The organism is Gimibacter soli (genome assembly GCF_028463845.1).
Lineage (GTDB): Bacteria > Pseudomonadota > Alphaproteobacteria > Sphingomonadales > Kordiimonadaceae > Gimibacter > Gimibacter soli.
Genome location: NZ_CP116805.1, coordinates 722,414 through 739,283, shown reverse-complemented (window position 1 = coordinate 739,283; position 16,870 = coordinate 722,414). Strand labels below are relative to the sequence as shown.

General features: G+C 62.7%; 14 protein-coding genes. 6 read left to right on the top strand and 8 right to left on the bottom strand.

From position 1 onward, the window contains the following. Positions 1-9: 9 nt before the first annotated feature. Complete coding sequence (locus tag PH603_RS03500; protein WP_289504549.1) at positions 10-1,797, bottom strand: OPT family oligopeptide transporter; 1,788 nt, start codon at positions 1,795-1,797, stop codon at positions 10-12. 172 nt (positions 1,798-1,969) lie between these two features. Here PH603_RS03500 and PH603_RS03495 point away from each other — a divergent pair, with 172 nt between their 5' ends. Further along, positions 1,970-3,343 carry an MATE family efflux transporter gene (locus tag PH603_RS03495; protein WP_289504548.1) on the top strand — a complete coding sequence of 458 codons (1,374 nt, stop codon included), beginning with the start codon at positions 1,970-1,972 and terminating at the stop codon, positions 3,341-3,343. A 214-nt stretch (positions 3,344-3,557) separates the two neighbouring features. Further along, positions 3,558-4,334 (top strand): MipA/OmpV family protein, encoded by a 777-nt coding sequence (locus PH603_RS03490; protein ID WP_289504547.1) that lies wholly within the window; start codon positions 3,558-3,560, stop codon positions 4,332-4,334. A 4-nt stretch (positions 4,335-4,338) separates the two neighbouring features. Here PH603_RS03490 and PH603_RS03485 read toward each other — a convergent pair whose 3' ends face one another. Beyond that, the gene (locus PH603_RS03485) at positions 4,339-5,010 is read right to left on the bottom strand and encodes a nitroreductase family protein (protein WP_289504545.1); all 672 of its coding nucleotides are present in this window, start codon (positions 5,008-5,010) and stop codon (positions 4,339-4,341) included. Between the two features lie 111 nt (positions 5,011-5,121). Here PH603_RS03485 and PH603_RS03480 point away from each other — a divergent pair, with 111 nt between their 5' ends. Both PH603_RS03480 and PH603_RS03475 read left to right on the top strand, forming a co-directional pair. After that, positions 5,122-6,768 carry a serine hydrolase gene (locus tag PH603_RS03480; RefSeq protein ID WP_289504544.1) on the top strand — a complete coding sequence of 549 codons (1,647 nt, stop codon included), beginning with the start codon at positions 5,122-5,124 and terminating at the stop codon, positions 6,766-6,768. Between the two features lie 15 nt (positions 6,769-6,783). Beyond that, positions 6,784-7,413 (top strand): DNA-3-methyladenine glycosylase family protein, encoded by a 630-nt coding sequence (locus PH603_RS03475; protein WP_289504543.1) that lies wholly within the window; start codon positions 6,784-6,786, stop codon positions 7,411-7,413. Positions 7,414-7,527: 114 nt separating this feature from the next. Here the strand turns inward: PH603_RS03475 and PH603_RS03470 are convergent, their stop codons facing one another. After that, positions 7,528-8,157 carry an OmpW/AlkL family protein gene (locus PH603_RS03470; RefSeq protein WP_289504542.1) on the bottom strand — a complete coding sequence of 210 codons (630 nt, stop codon included), beginning with the start codon at positions 8,155-8,157 and terminating at the stop codon, positions 7,528-7,530. A 170-nt stretch (positions 8,158-8,327) separates the two neighbouring features. Here PH603_RS03470 and PH603_RS03465 point away from each other — a divergent pair, with 170 nt between their 5' ends. Continuing rightward, positions 8,328-8,771 carry a protein tyrosine phosphatase family protein gene (locus PH603_RS03465; RefSeq protein ID WP_289504540.1) on the top strand — a complete coding sequence of 148 codons (444 nt, stop codon included), beginning with the start codon at positions 8,328-8,330 and terminating at the stop codon, positions 8,769-8,771. Between the two features lie 6 nt (positions 8,772-8,777). Here the strand turns inward: PH603_RS03465 and PH603_RS03460 are convergent, their stop codons facing one another. From PH603_RS03460 to PH603_RS03450, 3 genes are all read right to left on the bottom strand, one after another. Further along, positions 8,778-9,935 (bottom strand): hypothetical protein, encoded by a 1,158-nt coding sequence (locus PH603_RS03460; RefSeq protein ID WP_289504539.1) that lies wholly within the window; start codon positions 9,933-9,935, stop codon positions 8,778-8,780. A 20-nt stretch (positions 9,936-9,955) separates the two neighbouring features. After that, positions 9,956-10,747, bottom strand: coding sequence for a M15 family metallopeptidase (locus PH603_RS03455; protein ID WP_289504538.1), 792 nt, complete (start codon positions 10,745-10,747; stop codon positions 9,956-9,958). An 84-nt stretch (positions 10,748-10,831) separates the two neighbouring features. After that, positions 10,832-12,919 (bottom strand): S9 family peptidase, encoded by a 2,088-nt coding sequence (locus PH603_RS03450; RefSeq protein WP_289504537.1) that lies wholly within the window; start codon positions 12,917-12,919, stop codon positions 10,832-10,834. A 167-nt stretch (positions 12,920-13,086) separates the two neighbouring features. Here PH603_RS03450 and PH603_RS03445 point away from each other — a divergent pair, with 167 nt between their 5' ends. Further along, positions 13,087-14,868 carry an aminopeptidase P family protein gene (locus PH603_RS03445; RefSeq protein WP_289504536.1) on the top strand — a complete coding sequence of 594 codons (1,782 nt, stop codon included), beginning with the start codon at positions 13,087-13,089 and terminating at the stop codon, positions 14,866-14,868. 70 nt (positions 14,869-14,938) lie between these two features. On the opposite strand, the gene PH603_RS03440 is transcribed toward PH603_RS03445, so the two are convergent. After that, positions 14,939-16,480 carry a methyl-accepting chemotaxis protein gene (locus tag PH603_RS03440; protein WP_289504535.1) on the bottom strand — a complete coding sequence of 514 codons (1,542 nt, stop codon included), beginning with the start codon at positions 16,478-16,480 and terminating at the stop codon, positions 14,939-14,941. Positions 16,481-16,484: 4 nt separating this feature from the next. Then, positions 16,485-16,835, bottom strand: a complete 351-nt coding sequence (locus PH603_RS03435) for a hypothetical protein (protein WP_289504533.1) — start codon at positions 16,833-16,835, stop codon at positions 16,485-16,487. Between the last annotated feature and the right edge of the window lie 35 nt (positions 16,836-16,870).

The window sequence follows — 16,870 nt, the reverse complement described above, 5'->3', positions numbered from 1 at the left end:
GCCCCTCCCTCAGCTCGCGGCCACAATGGTATTGACGGCGAAGGCAACACCGACGAGCGCTTCACCAACGATGAAACCGGCAGCCACCGGAATGCCCTTGTGTTCTGACCAGCGCTCGCCAAGCTTGCGGTCGGTAATCTCGCGCAGCAACGAACCGAGCGAATAGGTCAGCACAATCGAGAAAGGCAGGTAGAAGCCAAGCCCGACCGTGATGCCAAGCCCGCCGAACACGGCAGAAAGCAGCGCACCGAGCATGGCGCCGGCCGCGTATTTCTCAACCGGCACATTGCCGCCGAGGATGCCGTCAACCATCGAGGCAAGCGCTTGGCCCTGCGGCGCCGGCAGCGCCTCGGAGCCAAGCCCGTAGGCCTGGTGCAGCACATAGACGAGGCCGACGATGAGGATCGGCCCGAGCCATGCGCCAAGCATCTGGCCGATCTGCTGCTGGCGCGGTGTGGCGCCTACCAGATAGCCTGTTTTCAGGTCCATCATCAGGTCGGTCGCCTGGCTCATGGCCACACAGGTCGCCGCACCCACGGTGACGGCCGCCACGATGGCCGGCCCACGGTCCATCCCGCCCATCGACTGGGTGATGATAATGAGCAGCGTGACGGCGATCAGGGTCATGCCCGAAAGCGGCGACCAGTTGGTGCGACCGATGGCTTCCGACAGGATGATCCCCGACATCCAGACCCATGCCGTGCCGAGCAGCGCCATCAGGACACCACGCACCAGCCCGACCTCGCTGGTCGAACTGACGGCCATGACACCGAGGAGAATGGTGGATGCGATAACCGCGATATAAAGGAAGCGGATCGGCATTTCGTCGCTGGCCGCAATGCTGCGTGCCTTGTCGGCCGATTGCATCGCGGCAATGGCCGAGCGCAGCAGCGGGAAGGCAAAGGCCACGCCGATCACCGCGCCGCCGATCAGCATGCCGATACCAACCGGCTGGAACAGCAAGACGCGCAGGCGCGAGGGGTTGGTCACCACTTCGCCCGCCTCGATCGGCAACAGGCCAGCAAGATCGACCATGGGGGCAAGGAGCCAGTAACAGAGGAAGCCGCCGATGATGAAGGCAAGGCCGCCGCGCGCCGCGATATAGCCAACCCCCATCGTCATCAGCGAGACGAACCAGATGCCGTTCAGATATTCAGGGAAGATATCAACACCCATCAGGCCATCGAGCCAGCCGAAGAGATCGAAATATTCGGCCTGATAATAAAGGACAAAGCCATGGACAAGCGCGGAAAGGGCCATGGCGCCGAGCAGCAGCTTGGCCTTCACGATGCCCGCGCCCGGTGCGCGCAGGATCGAGGCAACCGCCACCCCGCCAGGGTAGGTCAGCCGTTCGAAATCGATCATATGCTTGCGCAAGGGGATGATGAAAGCGATGCCGAGGATAGCCCCTGCCATGGCACCGAAAGCGATCACATAGGGATTCAGTTCCGTGCCATAGCCAAGGATGAAAATCGCAGGCACCGAGAACATGAGGCCCGAAGACGCACCGTTCACCGCGCTCGCAATCGTCTGGACGATATTGTTTTCAACGATGGAGCGGCGGCGCAGCACGCCCCGCAGCACACCGAAGCCGAGGATGGCCGCGAGTTCCGACCCCTCGATCGAGAAGCCTAGCTTGAGGGCTGCATAGCCGATTGAAAGCGCAATCAGCGCACCGAGAAAATAACCAACGACAAGCGCATGGGTCGTCAGCTCCGGATAGGCGCCGCGTGTAAGCGGTCCGGCTGACGAGAAAGAGGCTGTTGCCGGCGACGGTTTCGGCGTCCCCAAACTCATTGAACGATTTCCCCCTTGACCCGGCCGCCTTGAAAAACGGCTCTCGAGCATTTCGCCCCGGCGAGCATAACCGGCTTGCCAGACGACGGAAAGGAGCATAGCACTATCCGACCCATTCGAGGCAAGCCCTGTCCGACAATCAGGCGCAATTGCCCTAACACTCGACGGCATCATGTGGAAACCTGACGAAGCAAGAGACAGGACCTGGGTCCTTGAACGGTTCAAACGCCATTTCGGCGAACTGTTCCGCTTGTCCACGCCGGCGGTCCTGATGCGGATCGGCATTCTGGGCCTTGCGATGGTCGACACGGCCATCGTCGGCCATTATGCGACGCGCGATCTGGCGTGGCTCAATCTCGCCAACCAGTCGGTCATCATGTTCGCGCTTGTCGTCGGGATCGGGCTGATGTCCTCGATCCTTGTCTTCACCGCGAACGAATTTGGCGGCGACGACCTCAAGGCCTGCGGCCGGGTCTGGCGGCGCAGCATCCCTTTCACCATCTGGTCGGGCGTGATCATCGCCGCCGCCACATGGCCGGGGGAATTGTGGCTTTCGCTGCTTGGCCAGTCGGAGGAAGACGCGAGGATTTCGGGTAACCTGATCCGCGTCCTCGGCCTCGGCATTCCGGGGCACCTCCTGTTCCTCAGCTGCACCATGTTCCTTGAAGGCGTGAAGCGCGGCCAGATCGGCTTCTGGCTGATGCTTGCCGCCAATATCGTCAATCTTGTTCTCGATTACGGCATGGTGTTCGGTCGCTTCGGCTTCCCTGAAATGGGGGCGGAAGGCTCGGCCTGGGCATCGACCGCCGTGCGCTGGTTCCTTGCCGCCATTGCCTTTGCCTATGTCTGGTGGAGCCCGGCGATCCGCGAGTTCGGCGTGCGCGATCCCCACGGCCAGCGCTGGCGCGACTGGGCCGACCAGCGCATGGTCGGCTATGCCGCCGCCGTCGCCATCGCCGCCGAGGTTGTGGCCTTTGGCGGCCTCGCCATCTTCGCCGGCTGGCTCGGCACCCTGCCGCTGGCAGCACAGGGCGTGACATGGCAGATCATCGGCCTGCCCAATATGATCTCGATCGGGATCGGCGTCGCCGCCAGCGTGCGCGTGGGCATCGCCTTCGCCCGGCGCGACCGCTACGACACGCTGCTGGCCGGCGTATCGGGCATCATGCTCAATTTCACCGTCACCGGCATCTTTACCGGGATCATCTTCGTGTTCGTCGAGCCGGCCCTCGGCGTCTTCACCGATGACGCCCGCATCATCGACATGCTGGTGCCGCTGACCATCTTCTTCACCTTCGGCATGGTGTTTGATGCCGCCCAGATGGTTGTCTCTTCGCTCCTGCGCGGATTCAAGGAAACCTGGTGGCCTACGCTGCTGCAGGCCATCTCCTTCATGGGGGTGATGCTGCCCGCCTGCTGGCTGCTCGCCTTCCCCGCGGGGCTCGGGCTCAAGGGCCTGATGATCGGCACGATCATCGGCTGTTTCGTCTCGTGGGTGCTGCAACTGGCCCGATTCCATTGGCTGTTGCGGCCGGAGAACCGTTGAAAACCGAGGCTGCCCGCGCCTTTGCACGGTTTTTCCTTACTGTTAACACATTTCTGGCTGACTAGAGACATGACGAGCCGTGATCGCACTCCAGTGGAGGATCCCTGTCATGCGGTTTCGAGTTGGACGTGAAATAACCTGTTTCAGCCTTTGCTTCGGCACCCTTTGTTTCGGGCAGTCGACAGGCACTTACGCAGCGGACGATACTTTCTCTGTGACCGACAGGTTGCAAAGTGCCGTTGAAGCGGTCGAGCAAGGCATCGACGACCTGTGGCCCCCGGAAGAACGCCCGGAAGACCTGACGCTCAGGCTCGGTGCCGGCCTCGGCTTCGTGCCGGATTATACCGGATCGGATAATTACCGCCTACATGTGCTGCCACTTGTCGAAGTGCGCTACAAGGATGTGTGGCGGCTGGATGGCACCCGCTTTTCCTTTGCCGCGTACCGGAGCGGTGGTTTTGAAGCCGGCCCCCTGATCCGCTACCGTTTTGGCCGCAATGAAAGCGCCAACGCCGCCCTCGAAGGGCTCGGCGACATCGGCAACACGGTCGAAGTGGGCGGTTTCGCCCGCTATCACACCAAAAGCCTGCTGATTTCGGCTGAAATGAGCCAGGCGCTGTCGTCTGCCCTTGGTCGCACGGTGCGCCTCACGGTCGGCCACGGCGTTTACCGCGATGAGAAATGGCTTATCGGCGTGGCCGCCCGCGCCAAAGCAATTTCGCGGAAAGCGGCGCAGACCGAGTTTGGCCTCACCCGCATGCAAAGCGACCGCTCGGGCTTTGGCCTGCCGGCCTTCACGGCTTCCGCCGGTTTTTCGGAAGTCAGCCTCACCGGCATTGCCGCCTACCGGGTCACCAAACGGGCTCGGGTCGTGAGCATCTTGTCGCTCGGCCGGCTTGTCGGCAGTGCGGCTGAAAGCCCGTTGGTCGCGAACGGCGTGGGCTCGCGCACGCAGGCCGTGGTCGGCTCGGCGCTCACTTTCGAATTCTAGGCCCTTAAAGCCATGTCGAGATTTCCGCGAGCGGCTTTTTGGTGATCACCGGCACCTCGGCACCCGCTGCCGGGTGGCCGGCCACGATGATCATCATCGCCTTTTCATTCTTTGGCCGCCCGCAGATTTCCGACAGGAACTTCATGGGCGACGGCGTGTGGGTGAGCGTGGCAAGCCCCGCCCTGTGCAAGGCCGCGATCAGGAAGCCGCAGGCGATCCCCGCGCTTTCATGGACATAATAATTGGTCTCGCGTTCGCCGGTCTCGGCGTCTTCGCCGTAAAGCGCCTTGAAACAGACGATCAGCCAAGGTGCCGTTTCCAGAAACGGCTTGTGTTCATCGGTGCCAAGATGCGCGAGGTCTGCGAGCCAGTCGTCGCCGGCGCGGCCGCCATAGAAGGCCCGCTCTTCCTCTTCCGCCGCTTCGCGGATACGGCGCTTGATATCGGTGCTGGAGACTGCCACGAAATGCCACGGCTGCTTGTTGGCGCCTGACGGTGCCCGGCCGGCCGTTGCGATAGCGGCCTCGATCACGGCGCGTGGCACAGGGTCGGCCGCGAAGTCACGCACCGTGCGGCGGCGCGCCATTTCCTCGAAAAAGCCCTCGGCCCGCGCCACCATATCGGCGTCCGGATTCCGCTGGTATCCTGCAAGGGGATGGTATTTCGCCTTTGTCATGATGGAAGGGCTCCTTTAAGGATGGATGCAGCAGTTAAGGGCAGCGGGAAGGCCATGTCAAAGGCTTCCAGAATAACGATAAAGCGAGCGACGCGGTGGCTGGTCGCCTGCATGGCACTGGCCTTTGCAGCAGTGCCTGCATGGGCGCAGTCCGTTGTCGTGCCTGCCGATGCGCTGGATGCCATGATCGCCGACGCCGACATGGAAGGCCGCATCGCGCATGTGAACGGCCCGCGTATCATGCACCTTGGGGCCGATGCTGACATGCTCGATCTCGGGCCTGCGTCGCGCCTTGTGGTCGCCCTCAGCGCGCTGCGGCTGGCGGAGCAGGGCCTTCTCGATCTCGATGCCCCGGTGAAGCGGCTTTATCCCGGCCTGCATGACCGCTTTCTGTTCGAACACTGGCCGACAGCCCGCCAGCTGATGGCCGAGACCGGCGGCTTTGCCGTGCCGCCCTATATCGGTCGGACCACAAGTCTCGCCCCCTATCTGCAACGCAGCGATCCGCCCGGCATCTGGCCGCGCGACGATGCCGCCGGCTGGGCGCTTCTGGTGGCCATTCTGGAAACCGCCGCTGGCAAGCCGTTTGGCGATATCGTGCGCGACGAAGTGCTCATGCCCTTCGGCCTCACAGCTGCCGACTGGCAAGCAGGCAAGGGCCCGCAGGCCCAGCTTGCTGCCCTATCCGCGAAGGGCAGCAACCGGCTGGTGGCCACCCTCGCCCGGCTGATGACGCGTAACCGCGATGCAGCGGGCGGGCGCTACCTTTCGCCCGACATGTTCGATGCCCTGACCATTCGTCTGGCGTGGGAGACACCATTGACACGGGACGGACGGACAGGCGGCCTGATGCTCCGACACTGGCAGGGGCGGCGATATCTCACGAGCCTGCCCGGCTGCGGTGTCACGTTCGCGGCCTTCCCGGACGCTGACCTGACCCTGATTTTCAAACCCGTCACCCCCTGCACGCGCGAAACGGACATCAGCGGCTTCACCACGATGGTGGCCACAAGCTTCGTGCCGCCCACACCCGATGTGACCTTCGCCGACCCCTTGCTGCCCACCCGCCTGCAGCCAGTGGACGGCCTGTTCCGCGCCCGGCCCGATGCCCCGAGCCCGTCCTTGCAGGCGCGCTTCCGTCAGGTGCTGGCGCCCACCATCGGCCTCCATGCCCCGCTCGAAGGAGAGGGATATCTGAAGGTCGACAAGGACGTGCGGGTGGCGATCAGCAGCAAGGACGGCTGGCGGTGGGAAACCGGTAATGGCCGGGTGCTGGTGCTGGACCCTGCCGCCCCCTTTGACCGCTTCATACTGGACGGCAAGTTATATGAGCGTGTCGCGCCAACTGCCGATCCGCGCTACGCCCTCAGGCCCATCGCCTTCCTGCTGCCCATCCTGATCAGTGGTGCTGCCTTCCTGCGCGTTGCAGAACATGGCGGCTGGCGTTTCACCGGCGGGCTGTCCATCGCCACCATCTTGCTCGTCGGGGCCGGAACCCTCGGCGAATTGTATCTCTGGGCGCCGGCCCTTTATGATCTCGATATGCCCTGGCTGATAGCCGCCGCGCGGGTCGTGCTTTTCACCGGGCTTCTTGCCGCGATGGGTCTCACACTCATGATGCTGGCGCTCCTCAAGGACCCGGCGCCGCCGAGAAATCTGCTCACGAGATTTCACCTCCTTGTGCTTGGCCTTGCCGGGCTTGCCACCGTTATCCTCGCCGGCATCTGGGGGCTTGCCTCCAGCTTCAGCGCCACCTGAGAAAGAATTGCGCCCATGACCGACTATGCCCTGACTGCGGCCGATATCCGCTTGATGCTCGAAAGCCTTGGCAGGAAGGACAAGCATATCGCCGCCGCGGTAGAACTTGTCGGCTTCCCGAACGAGCGCCGCATCGAGCATGGCTTCAAGACGCTTCTGTCCGTCATCGCCGGCCAGCAGCTCTCGGTGAAGGCCGCCGCCACGATCCGCGAACGGGTCTATGCCCTGATGACGGACGGCGTGTCGCCCGCAGCCCTGATGGCGCTGGAAGACGAGCCCCTGCGCGGCGCCGGCCTGTCGCGCCAGAAAATCAGTTATGCCCGCAGCCTCGCGGTGGAGATCATGGAAGGCCGGCTCGATTTCGAAAAGCTGCCGCATATGTCAGACGCCGAAGCGGTAAAGGCGATCACCGCCGTGAAAGGGCTGGGGCGCTGGAGCGCCGAGATGTACATGATGTTCGCGCTCGGCCGGGCCGACATGTGGCCGGTGGATGACCTTGCGGTGCGCGTGGGCGTGGGCCGTATCATCGGGCACGAAGACCGCCCGACCCCGAAGGCGCTGGACGAAATCGGCGAACGCTGGCGCCCGCATCGGAGCGCCGTGGCGCTGCTCGCCTGGCACTATTATTCAAACGCGCCGCTTTAGGGCCTTACCCCAAAAGAACGGGCGCCGTTCCCCGGGGTAGCGAGGAAACTGGCGCCCAAGAGGAAAGGGGGTGCTTGAGGAGGGCGACCCCCTTGCCAGGGATAAGGCCTTGGATCAGAAGCGGAAGCCGAAGCCCGCGCCGAAGATCCAGGGATCGATGTCAACGTCGGCGGTAATGGCGCCGCCATTGAGCGAGACATCGGTGTTGAGCCAGATTTTCTTCACATCGAAGTTGATGAACCATTTCTCGCCCATCGCGATGTCCACGCCAGCCTGGGCCGCAAGACCGAACTTGTTCTTGTAGTCGATCGCGGTGACCGTGCCGCCCGGTGCATCTTCGTTATAGAACATGGTGTAGTTCACACCGGCGCCGATATAGGGGCTGACCTTCTCGCCCGCCAGCGGGTGATACTGGAAGGTCAGGGTCGGCGGCAGCAGCCACACGGAGCCGAGGTCCACATCACCAAGGGCGGTGTCCACAGCGGCCACCGAATGCTTGGTGGTGGCAAGGATCAGCTCGGCAGCGAACTTGTCGGTGATGAAATAGGTGAAGTCCACTTCGCCCGTGAATTCGGTGCCGACATCGCTGGTGCCGCCAATCGCGCTGATCGTGGCGCTGTCATCGGCTTTCACATAAACGCCGCGCAGGCGCATCAGCCAGTCACCGGCTTCTGCCGAGGCAGGAACCGAGATCAGCATCGCAGCAAGGGCCGCACCCGAAAGGAACTTTGCGGAAAGGGTCATTGTTTGTCTCCCTGACTTGGCGCCCGCCATTGGGGAGGCAGCCGGCGCCGTTTCAATGCCCGCATAAAGCGCTTTTTTGCTTGGTTTTCCTTTGCGATAGATCAATTTCGGTTGCGTCAGCTTGTCGCAGCCTGAACAATGCACCGGTGTTGAGTGACAAGGGGGCAACCATGACCGATTTCCGTCAAGTGACCGACCTGATCAGCGTGGCTCCGCAGATCAGCGAGGAAGATATCGACCGCGCCGCCGCAGACGGCGTGAAGCTTATCATCTGCAACCGACCAGACGGCGAGGAAGCGGGCCAGCCGCCGCTTGCCGAGCTGAAGGCGCACGCCGCCGCGAAGGGCATTCCGCTGGTGCTGATCCCGATTGCCTCGGGGCAGTTCACGCTGGATGCCGTGCAGCAGATGGCGGCCTCGCTGAAGGAAGCAGACGGCGAGAAGGTGCTGGCCTATTGCCGCTCCGGCACGCGTTCCTGCGTGCTCTGGGCGATGGCCGAGGCTTACACGAAAGGGCTTTCGACCGACGAGCTGATCGAACGCGGGGCAGTGGCCGGCTACGACCTCGCCCCGATGGCCGCGATGTTCGAAAACCTGCGGGCGATGGAGGCCTGACAGGCCTCAGACCTGCCGCCAGTGATAGACCACCCCACTTTTGGGGAAGGTCCATTTCGTGGTTTCGATCTCGATCGTTTCGGTGGCCGAGCCCGTGCGCGGGAAGATGCGGGTTGTGTAGCAATCGTGATCAAGCTGCGACAGGAAGGATGTCATGCTGAGGTCGCGCTGGTTTTCGGTCTTTTCGAACCGCAATTGCGCGCCCGGCGTGGTCGGCACCGGCAGCATCATCACAAATTTGGTGGATTCCTTGAGCCACGGCATGCGGAACTCGATCTCGCAGCCTGAACCCTCGAGATGGCCACTTTCATTTTCCACCTGAATTTCGATGAAGGTGACGTTCGTCAGGGTGCCCTTGTGCCCGACGACGGTGAAGGTGAGCGGCTTCTGGCTTTCAACGCCCCACGCCCGGAAGCCGAACACGTCCCGTATCACAGCTTCGAGCGCCTTTTCGTCGCTCAGCAGTTCATGCAGGGCCTCGCGCTCCTTGGGGTCAAGCGACAGCACTTCGCGCATGAAAACATCGTCGCGCCGGAAGGAGCGTTCAAGATCATCATCCGTGAAATAGAAGTGGACCGAAACAAAGCCTGCCGCCGCCGTCCCGTCGGTGTAGCCCTTGCGGATATAGCGGATATTCTGGACGTTCCAGTTGTAGCGTTCGGTGTTTGCCGCAAGGGCCGCCACAAAGGCGCTGCCTGCGCCCTCAACGACCGGCATGCTGTCCGCCGCCATGCCCTTGAACTTCACGCTGTAATGGAAATTGTCGCGGTAATGTTTGTAGCCGCCGATATAGGGCTGGATGAATTCGTTGAACAGGATCGAGCCATAATGGTCGCCGAGGCGGCTGTTGATCGATTCCTTGACGATGGTGTTCTGGACCTCCTTGTCGAGCGCCTTGAGCTTGCCGGTCAGCACCTGCGTGATCGAGGCAGCGATGACCCGGCGCATCAGGTTGCTGTCCTGGTAGCGCAGGAGGATTTCAAGCACGGCGACGACGACAAGGCCGTCCACCACGATCCCGAGGAGATAATCAAAGATGCTGTCGGGCGCGACATAGCCCTGGTCGATCAGGTAATATTTCAGCAGCGCCAGTATCAGCGTTGCCGAGAGAACCGTGACAAAGGCCCCGAGATAGGACCGGTCCGTTTGTGCGTCCGTGCTCATCTTGCCCCCAATCCGTGCGTTCAGTCCGCCCCCGGCAGCCCCCCGGGTGGTGCCGCATAAAGCAGCCTGTCGTGCCCCAGCGCCTGACACCATGTCCGGCTGCCATATTCATAGTGCCACCATTCAGACGCCATATTGACGAACCCGGCGTCAATCATCGCCCAAAAGAGCAGGCGGCGGTGACGGCGCGCTGCCTTATCCGCTGCCGTGTCGCAGGGCTGGTCCTCGAACCATGTCGTGGTGCTGACATCGCTCGGGTCATCGAAAATACCGCCCATATCGACAGGTGACCCATCCTCGCGCCGCACAAGCCACACATCCACCGCACCGCCGCTATAATGCAGTGGAAAACTCGTCGGGTCATCTTCCTTGAAGATCGCGGGGTTCGAGCAATATCGCTGCGCCAGCCGGATGGTATCGGCGTCCGCCTCCGGCTTGCCGGTGCGGCGGGCGGCTTCCGCCAGGAACCAGCGCCAGAGCTCCCGCTGGAAGGCAATCGGGCGGTAGCCATCCAGAAGCTGCAAGGCGAGGCCTTCACGGGCAAGCGCTGCATCCGCCGCCCGCAAACGGTCAACAAGCCCCTCGCGCACCCAGACGGTATCAAGCGCCGTATCGAACGTGCCGAAATAGGGGGCGTCCGCGGCCGTGTAGCGGGCATAGACGGGCCAGACCCGGAACCCCGTCGCTGCCGCGTCCACCAGTCCTTCGGCATTCGTGGCCGGATCGACATTGAACCGGGCCCCCGAGGCATCGCTCGTGGAGACTTCCTTGCCCGGATGCCTGATCGGCTTTTCGGTCGGATCAGATGTCATAACAGCCTGCAGCACATGGTTTTTCAGACACTTCAGTCGCAACCTTAGGCAAGCGGCACGGGCAGCGCAACAAGGGAGGGTGCCCTAGTCCGCTTTGCCGAAGGCCATCAGGACAAAGGTGAATTCCTCGGCAACCTCGTGCAGGCGCTCGAACCGGCCTGACTTGCCACCGTGGCCCGCGCCCATGTTGATCTTCATGACGAGCAGATTGTTATCCGTTTTGGTGGCGCGCAGCTTGGCCGTCCATTTCGCCGGTTCCCAATAGGTCACCCGCGGATCGTTCAGCCCGCCAGTCACCATCATCGGCGGATAGGCCTTGGCCTCGATATTCGTATAGGGGCAATAGCTGCGGATGATTTCAAACGCTGCCGCATCCTCGATCGGATTGCCCCATTCGGGCCATTCGATGGGGGTGAGCGGCAGGTCGGCATCAAGCATGGTGTTCAGCACATCGACGAACGGCACATGCAGCACCACGGCCTTGAAAAGCTCCGGCGCCTGATTGGCCACCGCCCCCATCAGTTCGCCGCCCGCACTGCCACCCGAAATGCTGATATGCCCGGCGGTGGTGTAACCCGAAGCGATCAGCCCCTTCGCCACATCGACAAAATCGTTGAACGTATTGGTGCGGCGATCAAGCTTGCCTGCCTCGTACCAGCCATAACCCAGCTCGTCCCCGCCCCGGATGTGCGCGATGGCATAGGCAAAACCGCGATCCAAAAGCGAAAGGCGCGAGGCCGAGAAGCTGGGGCTCATACCAAGGCCGTAAGCGCCGTATCCATAAAGATGCATCGGCGCCGCCGTGCCGCGGATCCAGTCCTTGCGGTACACAAGGCTCACCGGCACCAGCGTGCCGTCGCGCGCTTCGATCATCACCCGTTCGGTGTGATAGGCATCGCGGTCGTACCCTGAGGGGATTTCCTGCACCTTGCGCACGGTCAGCCCGCGCGCGGCGACGTCATAATCATAAACGGTCGCGGGCGTGATCATGCTGGAGTACGCCAGCCGCACGAAGGGCTGGTCATATTCCGCGTTATGGCCAACCGCGGCTTCGGCCACATCTTCGGGGAAATCGACCGTATGCTCGCCGCCTGCTGCCAGAATGCGGATACGGTCCAGCCCTTCCTCGCGTTCCTCAAGGACTGTAAAACCCTTGAAGAGCGAAAAGCCGTGGATATAAAGCCGGTCGTCCCCCATGCGCACCGGCACCCATGCGGCTTCGCCAGCGGCGGCATCATCGCTGTGATAGAGGCCGAAATTCTTGTGATCCTTGTTGGACCGCACATAGAAGCCGTCCGCGCCATGATCGGCGAAATAATCATGATGGGTGCGGCGCGGTGACAGGCATACCGGCTGCGGTTCATCCTCGCCAAGCGGCACGGCCCAGGCCTCTGCCGTCACATGATCGCTGATTCGAATCATCATCTGCGCCTTCGAGGACGATTCGGCGATATGGACAAAAAAGCTGGCGTCCTTTTCCTCATAGAGCGGCACCGGTTTGCCGCCCTTCAGCGGTTGCCGGCACACAAGGAAGGGCCGCCATTCCTTGGAAACCCGGACGAAATAAAAGGCGGATGAATCGCTCGTCCACACCACCTCGCCCGAGCTTTCCTCAACCTCGGTATCGTGCCAGAGACCGGTGGCCAGATCCTTCACCCGGATTGCGAATCGCTCGGCGCCCGATGTGTCGGCGCTCATGGCGAGATACCGGCCATCGGGGCTGACGGCGAGCGCCCCGAGGCGGAAAAATTCGCGCTCACCAGCCTCGGCTGTTTCATCCAGCAAAACCTGCCAGTCGCCTGCCGCAAACGGGCTGGCCGCACGCGGACGGTAATACCATGTCCGGTACTGGGCGCCGGGCACGAAGGCCCAGTAGAAATCATAGGCCCCTTCCGCCCACGGCACGCCCGCATCATCTTCCTTCACCCGGCCCTTGATCTCGGCGAAAAGGGTTTCGGTGAGCCCTTCATAGGGTTTCATTACGGATTCGAAATAAGCGTTTTCTTGCGATAGATAGCCAAGGATATCCTCGTCCTTCACCTCCGGATAGGTAGGGTCTTTCAGCCAGGCATACGGGTCTTCAAGCGTGACCCCGTGATGGGTGACGCTGAACGGGCGGCGCTCGGCCTTCGGGGCGGCAGGGCTTTCGGGGGCGAGAAGCTGGTGATGCATGGCGTTAGTATCCGGGCCTTGGAAGGAAAATATCCTTCATCCCTACCCCCGCAGCCTACCCGCTGTAAAGCACGACCGCCCGACAAGGCACGCGCCGCCCCCTTGCCAAAAGGCGCCGGTCTTGCGAGAAAGCGGGCAGAGAAAAAGTCCCCCAAGGAGTCCGGAAATTGGCGACCAATCCTGCCCATCTCGAGGCGCTGCGCGGCGAGCTGAAAGCGCGCGGCCTTGACGGTTTCATCATCCCGCTGACCGACGAGCATATGAGCGAATATGTCGGCGCCTATGCGCAGCGGCTGGCGTGGGTCACCGGCTTCAACGGTTCGGCGGGCAATGCCGTGGTACTGCTCGACAAGGCCGCGATCTTTGTCGATGGCCGCTATACCGTGCAGGTGGTCGACGAAGTGGACGACAAATATATCGAGCGCCACCATTTCGAGAAATTCCCGCTCCTGAAATGGACGGTCGAGAAATCGGCGAAGGGCGCGAAGATCGGCTACGATCAGGAACTGGCGACCGTCGCATGGGAAGCCCTCGCCCGCGAGGCCTTTGCCATGAAGGGGATCGAGCTTGTCGCGGTAGAGGGCAACCCCATCGATGCCGTCTGGGCCGATCAGCCCGCCGCGCCGCTCGCGCCCGCTGTGGCCCATAGCGATGGCTACACAGGCGAATCCGCCTCTGAGAAACGCACCCGCATCGCATCAGACCTGAAGGCTGCGGGCGCCGATGCCGCCGTCATCACGATGCTCGATAGCGTTGCATGGGCTTTCAACATTCGCGGCACCGACGTTTCGAACACGCCGGTGACCCACGCCTTCGCGCTGATGAATGCCGATGGCACGGGTGACTTGTTCATCAACGAAGCCAAGGTGACGGATGCCCTGCGCACCCATCTCGGAAACGGCGTGCGCCTGCGCCCGCGCGACGAATTTTATCCCGCCCTTGCCGGCATGAAGGGCAAGTCTGTCCTCGTGGACCGCGCCACCAACAATGCCAAGGTCTTTGCAACGCTGAAGGCGGCCGGCGCCAAGCTCATCGAGGAAAAAGATCCCTGCGTCCTGATGAAGGCCCGCAAGAACCGTGTCGAGCAGCAAGGTGCGCGTGACGCCCATGTGCGCGACGGCGTCGCGGTCAGCGAATTCCTGCACTGGCTGTCGGTCGAGGCGCCGAAGGGCGGGCTGGACGAGCTGAAAGCCGCCGACAAGCTGTGGGCCTTCCGCCAGAAGCAAGGCATGCTGAAGGACAAAAGCTTCGACACCATCTCGGCTGCCGGCCCGCACGCCGCGCTGCCGCACTATCGGGTGAGCCCGGAGAGCAACCGCCCCATCAAGATCGATGAAATTTATCTCGTCGATAGCGGCGGCCAGTATCTCGATGGCACCACCGATATCACCCGCACCATCATCGTCGGCACGCCGTCTGACGAGATGAAGGACCGCTTCACCCGGGTTCTGCGCGGCCATATTGCGCTGAGCCAGACGCGTTTCCCCATCGGCACGGCGGGCCGGGCGCTTGATTCCATCGCGCGCCGCCCCCTGTGGGAAGCCGGCGTGGATTATGACCACGGCACCGGCCACGGTGTGGGCTCGTACCTGTCTGTCCATGAAGGCCCGCAGCGCATCGCCAAGTTCGGCACCGACGTGCCGCTTGCCGAAGGCATGATCCTGTCGAACGAACCGGGCTACTACAAGGTCGGCGCCTATGGCATCCGCATCGAGAATCTGGTGATGGTGCAGCCGGTGGGCGAAGGCACCGAATGGCCGATGCTCGGCTTCGAGAACCTGACCTGGGCCCCTATCGACAAGAACCTGATCGATGTCGCCCAGATGTCCGCCAGTGAAATTGCGTGGCTTGATGGCTATCACACGGAAGTCCGCCAGCGCATCGCGCCACTGATCGCCGAAGAAGCCAAGGCATGGCTCATGGAGGCGACCGCGCCCCTCGCTGCCTGACTGGCAAGTCCATAAGTAGAAAAGGCCCGCAGAGGGGTTACCTCGCGGGCCTTTTTGTTTCAGGTTCGTTTCAGGTGCGCATGGCGGCCAGGGCGCGGGAAAGCCCGGCGGCAAGTTCATCCGCCTTGCCGCCCAGCATATCGACCGTGCTGCGCGTATCATCGGACGACTGGCGAACCTTGCCGACAAGCGTGCCGATCCGTTGCAGTGCGTGATCGGTGCGACCGACCTCCTCGGACGTCAGCTGGGCCGCGCGGGCGATTTCGCTGACCGCTGCCGTCTGTTCCTCGATGGCTGCCGAAACCGATGTGATGTTGGACCTGATCTGCTCCATGAAGCGGGCGACCTCGTCATTCACCGCAACCGCCCCTTCGGACGCTGCCTTGATCGAATCGACGAGTTTGGAGATATCGCCGGCAGCGGTTGCCGACTGGCCGGCGAGGTTCTTCACCTCGCTCGCCACCACCGCAAAGCCCTTGCCGGCCTCGCCCGCACGGGCGGCCTCGATCGTGGCATTGAGGGCCAGAAGGTTGGTCTGTTCCGAAATGTCGCTGATCATCTGCAGCACGTCGGCCACCTGATTGGCATAGTCGACAAGTGTCTGGATCGAAGCGCGGCCGCGCTCGGCGCATTCGCTGGCCGAGTTCGAAACACCGGCACTTGCCGTGATCTGCTGCGAGATCTCGCTGATGCCTGCGGCCACTTCGTCTGTACTGGCGGCCACTGTGCCCACGTTCGCGGCTGCCATGCGGGCAGCTTCGGACGATTGCTGCACGCTCGTGTCGGCAGTTGAGGCTTCATTGGCAAGCTCCCCCGACCGGCTGCCGAGCGAGGCGGCAAGGGTACGGATTTCCTCGACCAGCCCATGGACCGACGCTTCCAGTTCCTCGGCGACCTTCAGCCGTTCGGCGCGGCGGCGCTTCTGGCCTTCTTCAAGGGTCGCGGTTGCCTCGTCCTTCAGGCGGGCGGCCTCGCGGGCATATTCCTCGGCTTCGGCGCGGGCGGCATCGGCAGCAGCCTGCGCCTGACGGGCGCCGTCAGCTTCAGCCTTCGCAAGGGCGGCCGCATCTTGCGCAGCACGCTCCGCCGCTGCGCCGAGCTCGAACGATGCTTCCAGCTTGCGGATCAGCAGGAAAAGCGCTGCCGTTTCCAGCACCACGACAACGGCATGCAGCACCACGCGGCCAAAATCAGCGCCTTCGGGGAAGACCCATGCGGGAACCAGGAAATTGAGGAGCAAGTGATGCATCGCCGTGACGCCCGCCGCCAGCAGCACCGCGCGCCAGTCGCAAAGGGCTGCCGAGATCGCAAGGGCCGCGAAGAAATACATATGAATGTCGATCTGCCACGGATGCCCCCGGAAGATGAAGACCAGAAGCGCCGCCATCAACACATAGCCGCTGACGAAGAGATAGCGGAACAAGGGGCCGTGTCCGGCTTTCCAATAGGCGACAGTCGGGCCAAGGCAAAGGAAGACCGAGAATGCAATTTCCCCGGCCACACCGCGCCCCTCGGGCGCCACGAGGAAGGCAGCAAGCGCCACAACAGGCACATGCAGCCACAGAAGCAGCATCAGCCAACGGGAAAACTGGGAGCGAATCTTATCAAGCATTGGATCAATCCATCAATGTCGCCGGCCCGCAGCCACGAAGGGCCGAGCCGTCGAAGGTGAGAAGCGCACCGCGTGCGCGCGCCCTGGCGGGTAAGATCGGATGTGTGCTTTCAACAAGAATGATGCGCGGGGCGACAACAGCGACCAGCTCGGCATCGAGATCATCCAGCAGCGGCCAGGCCGACTGGGCCTCGACGCCGCGGTCGAGCACCAGAAGAAGCCGTTTGCTGTCTGAAGGATTGGTGAGAAGGGCAACGAGCCCCAAGAAGCCCGCAAAGACATAGGCCCCGACCCAGAACCATGTCTGGCGAGAACGGAGGGGGGCATCCGCAGCACCTGCAGAGGCATTCAGCATCGGCACACAGTCTCCGGACCAGCGACCCCCATCGC